We start from the raw sequence: 1826 nt of genomic DNA, 5'->3' as shown, positions 1-1826 counted from the left end.
CCAGCAATTTCTACACTTCTAGCTTCGGCGGCAGCGTCAGATGGGTATAAGGGACAGGTACAGGGCGCGGGCGGGGCTCTCGGTGTCGATGGCGGACAGGATGGAGCGGGGTTCGGTGGCGGTGTCGGTGATGGTGGTGATGAGGGTGCGGCCGATGCCGCGGTTCTGGTGGTCGGGGTGGACGTGCAGTTCGGTGATGACGAAGGCGTCGTCGAGCCAGTGGTCGAGGCCGCGGGCGCGCAGGTAGGGCTCGACGACGGTGGACCACCAGTGGGCGCGGTCGTTGGGCATGCCGTAGACGAAGCCGACGAGGCGCCCGTCGGCGGTGGTGGCGCCGAAGGCGCGGGCCCCGGGGTGGTTCATGTGACGCTGGACGATCTGGCGGCGTACGGCGACTTCGTCGGCGCTCAGGCCGAAGGCGACCGCCTGGACGGCCAGGGCCTCGTCGACGTGGGCGGACAGGTCCAGGGGGCCGATCTCTACGTCCATGCGGGGAGCGTACAGCGGCGTTCGTGGGGTGCGGTCAGAAGAGGACGCTCATGAAGGCGCCGATCTCCTGGAAGCCGACGCGGTGGTACGTCCTGCGGGCGGGGGTGTTGTAGTCGTTGACGTAGAGGCTGACGACGGGGGCGACGTCGGCGAGGGCGTAGCGCAGTACGGCGGCCATACCGGGGGCGGCGAGGCCCTGGCCGCGGTATTCGGGGGCGACCCAGACGCCCTGGATCTGGCAGGCGCGGGGGGTGGCGGCGCCGATCTCGGCCTTGAACATGACGCGGCCCTGCTGGTCGAGGCGGGCGAAGGAGCGGCCGGAGCCGACGAGTTCGGCGACGCGGGCCTGGTAGAGAAGGCCGCCGTCGCCGGCGAGGGGGGAGACGCCGACTTCCTCGGTGAACATGGCCACGCACGCCGGCATGATCGTCTCGAGTTCGTCCTTGCGGATGCGGCGGACGTACGGGTCGGGGGTGACGTCGGCGGGCATGCGGTCGGTGACCATGAGCGGCTGGTGGGCGCGGACGTCGCGGGCGGGGCCCCAGTGGGGTTCGAGGAGGCGCCACAGCTCGGCGGTGGGTTCGGCGGGGCCGACGATGGAGGAGCAGCGGCGGCCGGCGCGGCGGGCGCGGTCGGCGAAGGCGCGGACGGCGCGTGGTCCGGCGCAGATGGGGACGAGGTTGGCGCCGGCGTAGCAGAGGGAGGTGAGCATGCCGTCCTCGTACCAGCCCCACATCTCGCCGCCGAGGCGCCAGGGGTCGAGGCCGGCGATCTGTACGCGGGCGGTCACGAAGGCGTTGGCGACCGGGTCGCGGTCGAGGACGGCGAGTGCGGCGTCCAGGTCGCTCGGTTCGAGGACCCGGGAGGTGGTCTGGGTCAACACGCGCGGGGCCTCACACACTGGGGTCTGCTGGTTTCCGCACTGTACCTGCCGTCTTTGTGCCGCGTCGCCCCGTGGGAGCCGGATCGGGCGGGTGGGCCGCGCACGGGCGGCCGGATCGGGCCGGTGGGTGTCCGTGCGCGGGGGCGCGGCCGGATCGGGCCGGCGGGTGTCCGTGCGCGGGGGCGGCGGGACCGATCCGGCCGCCGCCCCTGCCGCCCGGGTCAGCCGGCGACGGAGACCGTGGGTTCGCCGGAGGTGACGCCGTCGGCCTCCATCTGCTCGGCGATCTTCATCGCCTCTTCGATCAGAGTCTCGACGATCTTGGATTCGGGTACGGTCTTGATCACTTCGCCCTTGACGAAGATCTGCCCCTTGCCGTTGCCGGAGGCGACGCCGAGGTCGGCCTCGCGGGCCTCGCCGGGGCCGTTGACGACGCAGCCCATGACGGCGACGC

Annotated in this window: 2 protein-coding genes and 1 pseudogene; all 3 read right to left on the bottom strand. The window is 72.2% G+C overall.

Features of this window, described 5'->3' with window-relative positions; genetic code table 11:
- Positions 1–48: 48 nt before the first annotated feature.
- Positions 49–489: pseudogene (locus MTQ10_RS30135) on the bottom strand (GNAT family N-acetyltransferase); the annotation flags it as partial.
- Positions 490–523: 34 nt separating this feature from the next.
- Positions 524–1372 carry a GNAT family N-acetyltransferase gene (locus MTQ10_RS30130; RefSeq protein ID WP_247473752.1) on the bottom strand — a complete coding sequence of 283 codons (849 nt, stop codon included), beginning with the start codon at positions 1370–1372 and terminating at the stop codon, positions 524–526.
- Between the two features lie 221 nt (positions 1373–1593).
- A partial coding sequence (locus tag MTQ10_RS30125) for a flavodoxin-dependent (E)-4-hydroxy-3-methylbut-2-enyl-diphosphate synthase (RefSeq protein ID WP_247473751.1) occupies positions 1594–1826 on the bottom strand: 233 nt, incomplete at its 5' end.

Origin of the sequence: Streptomyces sp. XM83C (genome assembly GCF_023072675.1) — a bacterium.
Lineage (GTDB): Bacteria > Actinomycetota > Actinomycetes > Streptomycetales > Streptomycetaceae > Streptomyces > Streptomyces thermocoprophilus.
This window is presented reverse-complemented; position numbering and strand designations above follow the sequence as displayed.